We start from the raw sequence: 5,762 nt of genomic DNA on the forward strand, positions 1-5,762 counted from the left end.
CGAGATGGCCGAGCGCGCCGCTGGCGAACTCGGTTTCGACGAACCAGCAATAGGCGCCGAATTTCTCATTGAGGCGGGCGCGCACGGCGACGATATCGCCGCACAGGAAACGCGCCGTGTCGACGAGATGCGAGCCATGGGCCAGCATGAAGTATTGCCTGAGATCGGCCTTGGGATTTCCGGCTGGCTTCCTGGCTAGCCTGCTGGTGACGGGCAGCGGCTGCACGGCATCGGTGTTGGTGTAGCGATGGGTGGAATCGCAGTACCAGGCCTTCAGCGCCAGCACTTCGCCGATCTCGTCGCGAACGAAGTCGCGCGCGGTCTCCAGTGCCGGATCGAAGCGCTTCATGTGGCCGACCTGCAGGATCTTGCCCGAGCGCCTGACCGCTTCGGCCAGCGCCTCGCCCTCCTCGACCGAGGTGCCGATCGGCTTTTCACAGAGAACATGCTTGCCGGCGTTGAGCGCCCTGATCGACATCGGCACATGATAGGCGTCCGACGTGGCGACGATCACCGCTTCCAGCTCGGGATCGGCGAGCATTGCCTCATAGTCGGAATACATTTTCTGCGGTTCGTAAGTGGCGCCCATGCGCGCAAGCAGATCGGGTGCCGCGTCGCAGATGGCGTAGAGGTCGGCATTGCCGGCTTTCACGCAGGATTCCAGATGCGCGAACTGCGCGATGGGGCCGCAGCCGAGCACGCCGACCCTGAGGCGTCTGTCCTGTTTCTTGATCATCGTCTCGTTCTTCAGGCGCCGTAGCTGCGCATAGTCTGGCGGTTGGTCTTGACCGCGCCGGCAGGATCGGCGGCGGCCGTTTCGGATTCTTCCTCCAGCACCAGCCAGCCGTTGAAGCGCGGTGCGGTGTTGGCGATCTCGATGACCGCAGCCGTGGCGCAGACGCCCTTGCCGAGCATGGCCCAGGTACCGTTGGCATCGACGTCCTTGAGGTGGATGTAGCGGATGCGGTCGCGGTAGGTGCGCAGTGTATCGGACATGTCCTTGTGGCCGCGCAGGATATGGCCGGTATCCGGTACCCAGCCGACCAGGTCGGGGTCGAGCAAGGCAAAGATCGTGTCGTAGTCGGCGCGGTCGAACAGCAGCGTGTTGTGGTGGGAGCTAGGATGCAGGGCAACCTGGACGCCGGCCTTGCGTCCGAGTTCGCCGGCCTTGTTGTAAACCTCGGCGGCGATGGCGAACTTATCCTCGCGCGGGCCGTCGGACACCACCGTGGCCGAGCCCATCGATACCAGCGCATTCGGGAAGGCGGCGGCGAAATCGATCCAGCGCTTGGCGGTTTCGAGGTCGGCGCCGATCTCCTCCTTCAGCGTAAAACCACTGTTCGAGCCAAAGGCGAAGGAAACCAGCGTCAGCCCCGACGCCTTCAGCGCGGCGGCGAACTCCTCCGGCTTGTCGCCATAATGTCCGATCATGGTGTCGGTGATCTCGATGCCGGCATAGCCACCGTCAGAGATCGCCTTCAGCAGATCGTCGGGGCCGCCGGTGAACCGGTCTCCCAGCATTTCCCAGGTGAAGGTCTGGCAGCCGACTTTGAGCTCTTTCACGTTCATCCTTTCATTCCTTGGTATCGCCCATTGCTTGATGCCACCCTGCGTCGCCGTGGGATGGACATCCTACTTGACGGAGCCCGCGGTCATGCCGGCGAGGAAGTACCTCTGGGCAACGAGGTAGATGAGCAAGAGCGGTAGCGAGCCGAGCACACTCATCGCCATCATCTGGTTCCATTCGAAGGCGTGCTGACCCATCAACAATTGGATGCCGATCGGGACGGTGCGCATGGACGTTGACTTCGTCAGTGTCAGCGCAAAGAGAAATTCGTTCCAGCACAACAGGAAGGTGTAGACCGACGTCGCCACGATGCCAGGCAGTGAAATCGGGACGATCACCCGCCAAAGCGCTGTCCAACTGGTGCCGCCATCGACGGCCACGGCTTCATCGAGATCGCGGGGCAAGGTGTTCAGATATCCCGTCATCAGCAGGATCGCGTAGGGCAGCGTAAACACCAGATAAGTCAGGATCAGTGCGACATAGGTGTCGAAGATGCCGTATGAGACGACGAGCCCGAAGAAGGGGATCAAAAGTGTGATCGGCGGAATCGTCTGCGTGCTGATGATGATTGTGTTCAGGATGCCCTTGCCGCGGAAGTTGAAGCGGCTGAACCCGTAGGCCGCCAGCAGGGCGATCAGCACCGTCAGCACAGTCACCGCTCCCGCCACGAAATAGCTATTGAAGAAGAAGCGCAGCTTTACCGGGTCGCCAAGGATGGCTGCATACGCTTCCAGCGTGAAGGCCTTTGGCAGGATGGTTGGTGGCAGGGCAAAGATTTCGGTATTCGATTTGAACGAGCTGCTCAGCATCCAGTAGATCGGAAATGCCGCGAAAAAGAGCCCCGCTGCAAGCGCTACATGGAGCGCGACGGTGATCAGCCTGTCTTTCGGCGTATGCCTTTTCCTCATGATGACTACCGAGCCTTCTGATAGCGAATATAGAACAGCGTCAGGCCGAGAGAGATCAGCAAGATGACCACAGCGCTGGCTGAAGCCTGCGACAGGTTGTAGCTCGAAAACGCCAGCTTGTAGGTGTAGGTGCTGAGGACCTCGGTCGAGTAGATCGGGCCACCGCCCGTCGTTATCCAGATTAATGGGAAGACCTGCATGGTCCAGATGAAGTCGAGCAGCGAGATGCTGATGATGATCGGCATCAGCTGCGGAATGGTGATGAAGATCAGCTTCTGGTAGGCTTTCGCCCCGTCGATATCGGCAGCCTCGTAGAAATCCTTGGGAATGCCCTGCAAACCCGCGAGCAGGCTGACCATGAAGAGCGGATAGCCCGCCCAGATGTTGGCAAAGGTGACGGCGTGCAGCGCGGTCTCAGGCGAGGAAAACCATTCGACCTTGGAACCGATGATGCCGATTTGCATGAGAATGCTATTCACGACACCGTTCGGCTCAAGCAGCAGGCGCCAGATCACGGCGATAATCACCGCGGTGAACAGCCAAGGCAGTATATAGAGCACGCGCAGGATATTGCGCAGCGTCGGATTGATGCGGTCGCTGTTCAGCATGAGCGCGAAGGCCATGCCGATGGTCATGTGGAAAATGACACTCATGCATGTGAAGTAGAGCGTGTGCCACAGCGAAGCCCAGAACACGGGGTCGTCGAAGATCGCCTGGTAGTGTTTCAGTCCGGCAAAGGATGGGTCACGACGCAGCACCGCGCTGTTCTGGAACGAGTAGCCAATCACCGTCACCATCGGCAGCAGCATCAGAAGCCCGATTATGAGCAGCGAGGGCGACAGATAGAGGTAGGGTGCGACCGCTCGTTTGAGCTTGTGGTGAGAGCGCTTTTGCCGGGTCATGTGCCAACCTTGGGATACGCCTTCAAGAGAAGGTAAGCTTCAAAAACAGGTCCACTCAAATTGCCGATCCGTTGTTGCCGGGTGGCCTGCCCGAAGTCAGGCCACCCGGTCGAAGTCAGCAAACGGGAACAGGCCGATCAGAATTTCGCCATCCAGCCCTTCTGAGCGGCGGCGGCTGCTTGTTCCGGAGACTGCTCGCCGGCGAGCATCTTTTGGGCTTGCACGTCGAACTGGGTCATCAGGTCTTCTGCCACCGGCAGGCCCGTGAACTCATTGGCGAGATAACCGGTCTTGAAGATTTCAAAAGCCTTGCCGAAAGCCTTGTCCGAGGTCACGAAATCGGGCTTGGCGTTGACGTTGCCCGGGAAGGCGTTTGCAAGCGATACGAGCTTGGCGTTCACCTTTTCACTCATCACATATTGGACGAGTTTCCAGGCCTCTTCCTGATGTTTCGAGGCAGCAGAGATGCCGATGCCCCAGGAGGCATAGGGAAGGCCGCGCTTGCCGGTATAGTTTTCCACGACCGGGACCGGGATGAGGTCGAAGTTCAGCTTGGGATTGCGCTTGCGGATGAGGTTCACATGCGCGAGCGAGTCGATCATCATCCCGACGCGGTTGTTGACGAACTCCTCGACCTTTTCCTGCTCGGTCTTGGTGGCGATGCCGGGCGAGATGGTGCCGGCGTCGTTGAGAGATTTGACGAAGGTGAGCATATCCACCACCGGTTTGCCCTCAAGGTCCGGCTTGCCGTTCGCCATCATCGACTGACCCGAAGCCCAAACCCACGACATCATGTCGTTCTGAACGCCGGATGGCGTTTGCAGCGACAGGGGCAGCACCCAGCCATACTGATTCTTGTCGGCGATCGTCATCTTCTTGGCGGCTTCGAGAAACTCCGCACGGGTCGACGGCAGCTTGGTCACGCCTGCCTGGGCAGCAAGGTCCAAATTCACGAAGACCGGATAGACGAAGGAAGCCACGGGAAACATCACCGCCTTGCCGTCCACCTTGACGATGTCCGCGACCTGGCTCTTGTCGAAACCGCTCGCATCCATCATCGGATTCATGTCGGCGAGTGCGCTCTGCGCATTCAGATTGTTCACCCAGGCACCGTCGAGACCGACGACGTCGCTGAGCGTTCCGGTTGCAGCACCAACCGAGATCTGGTCACGCGTGGTCGCGTAGGGGCCGCTGACCAGCGTCACTTTGATTCCGGGATTTGCGGCCTCGAAGTCATCCATGATTGCCCTGAGCGAGCCGGCCGGCAATTCGGGCTCCCACCATTGGGTGAATTCCAGCGTCGTATCCGCCATGGCGCCGGTTGCGCCAAGCAACCATGCGGCCGCGGCTATTTTCAGCATCGCGGGTTTAATGCGAAACGTCATTTTCTCCTCCTTCTTTATATTCGCCCGCACAATGCGGCCGATCGTCTGATTATTCAGAAGTCTTCTTACGCAGGCGCCTCACCCTCACCCGCGGGTCTTATCGCTGATATTCAGATTGCCAGATGCGTCTCCGGGTCGAAGAAATGGAGCTTGGTATCATCCAGGGCCAACCTGATTTCCGAGCCGGAGCGGACCGTGCTGGTCGGTTCGAATTTCGCCACCGCATTCGACGCCAGGCCGAAATCCTGCACCGCGTCAGGGTCGCCGGAGTCCACCCGGACCGCGTCGATGTCGAGATGGACGATTTGTTCGGATCCAAGTTCTTCGATCGAGGTCACCTTTGCCGGTATCGTCTGATACTTGCGGCCGGATTCGAGGCTGCTGTCATAGAGATCCTCCGGTCGTATGCCGAACACGACCTTGCGCCCCGCATACGACTTCAAGCCCGGCCTGCGCACGAAGGCTGCATCCTGCAGCCGAATGGCCAGGGCGCCGGACATCAGTTCGTCGCCCGTCAGGGTCGCCTCGAAAAGGTTCATCGAAGGAGACCCGATGAAGCCGGCAACGAAGGCGTTCACCGGCGATTCATAGAGTCTCTTGGGTGTGTCGACCTGCTGCAGCACGCCGCCTTTCAACACCGCGACCCTGTCGCCCATCGTCATGGCTTCGGTTTGGTCGTGGGTCACATATATGGTCGTTACGCCGAGTTGCTTTTGCAGACTGGTGATTTCGGCGCGCATTTGAACACGCAGTTTCGCGTCCAGATTGGAAAGCGGTTCGTCCATGAGAAAGGCTGCCGGCTCGCGCACCATGGCGCGGCCCATGGCAACCCTTTGACGCTGTCCGCCTGAAAGGTTCGCGGGTTTGCTGTCCAGCAGAGACGTCAGTTGAAGGGTTTTGGCGATCTCGTCCACGCGCTTTTTGCGCTCGGCCTTCGGCTTGCCTGCCAGCCGCATCGAAAAGCCGATGTTTTCGAACACCGTCATATGCGGGTAGAGGG

Annotated in this window: 6 protein-coding genes; all 6 read right to left on the reverse strand. The window is 59.5% G+C overall.

The features are described 5' to 3' along the window. Positions 1-736: Gfo/Idh/MocA family protein (locus tag EN964_RS22090; RefSeq protein WP_164775924.1), on the reverse strand; the 736-nt coding region annotated here is incomplete at its 3' end. Between the two features lie 11 nt (positions 737-747). Beyond that, complete coding sequence (locus EN964_RS22095) at positions 748-1,569, reverse strand: sugar phosphate isomerase/epimerase (protein WP_127266566.1); 822 nt, start codon at positions 1,567-1,569, stop codon at positions 748-750. A 63-nt stretch (positions 1,570-1,632) separates the two neighbouring features. Further along, positions 1,633-2,475: a carbohydrate ABC transporter permease gene (locus tag EN964_RS22100; RefSeq protein ID WP_127266567.1), complete on the reverse strand. Its 843-nt coding sequence runs from the start codon at positions 2,473-2,475 to the stop codon at positions 1,633-1,635. Positions 2,476-2,480: 5 nt separating this feature from the next. After that, positions 2,481-3,377: a carbohydrate ABC transporter permease gene (locus tag EN964_RS22105; protein WP_023808791.1), complete on the reverse strand. Its 897-nt coding sequence runs from the start codon at positions 3,375-3,377 to the stop codon at positions 2,481-2,483. Between the two features lie 137 nt (positions 3,378-3,514). Continuing rightward, a complete protein-coding gene (locus EN964_RS22110) occupies positions 3,515-4,762 on the reverse strand; it encodes a sugar ABC transporter substrate-binding protein (protein ID WP_127266568.1) in 1,248 nt (415 codons plus the stop codon). 110 nt (positions 4,763-4,872) lie between these two features. Next, positions 4,873-5,762 (reverse strand): ABC transporter ATP-binding protein (locus tag EN964_RS22115; protein ID WP_164775925.1); only part of this gene is annotated, 890 nt, incomplete at its 5' end.

This window comes from Mesorhizobium sp. M7A.F.Ca.CA.001.10.2.1 (assembly GCF_003998575.1).
Taxonomy (GTDB): domain Bacteria; phylum Pseudomonadota; class Alphaproteobacteria; order Rhizobiales; family Rhizobiaceae; genus Mesorhizobium.

Coding starts and splice junctions, on each gene's coding strand:
- EN964_RS22095 (WP_127266566.1), bottom strand. CDS start 1,569: ATGAACGTGAAAGAGCTCAAAGTCGGCTGCCAGACCTTCACCTGGGAA.
- EN964_RS22100 (WP_127266567.1), bottom strand. CDS start 2,475: ATGAGGAAAAGGCATACGCCGAAAGACAGGCTGATCACCGTCGCGCTC.
- EN964_RS22105 (WP_023808791.1), bottom strand. CDS start 3,377: ATGACCCGGCAAAAGCGCTCTCACCACAAGCTCAAACGAGCGGTCGCA.
- EN964_RS22110 (WP_127266568.1), bottom strand. CDS start 4,762: ATGACGTTTCGCATTAAACCCGCGATGCTGAAAATAGCCGCGGCCGCA.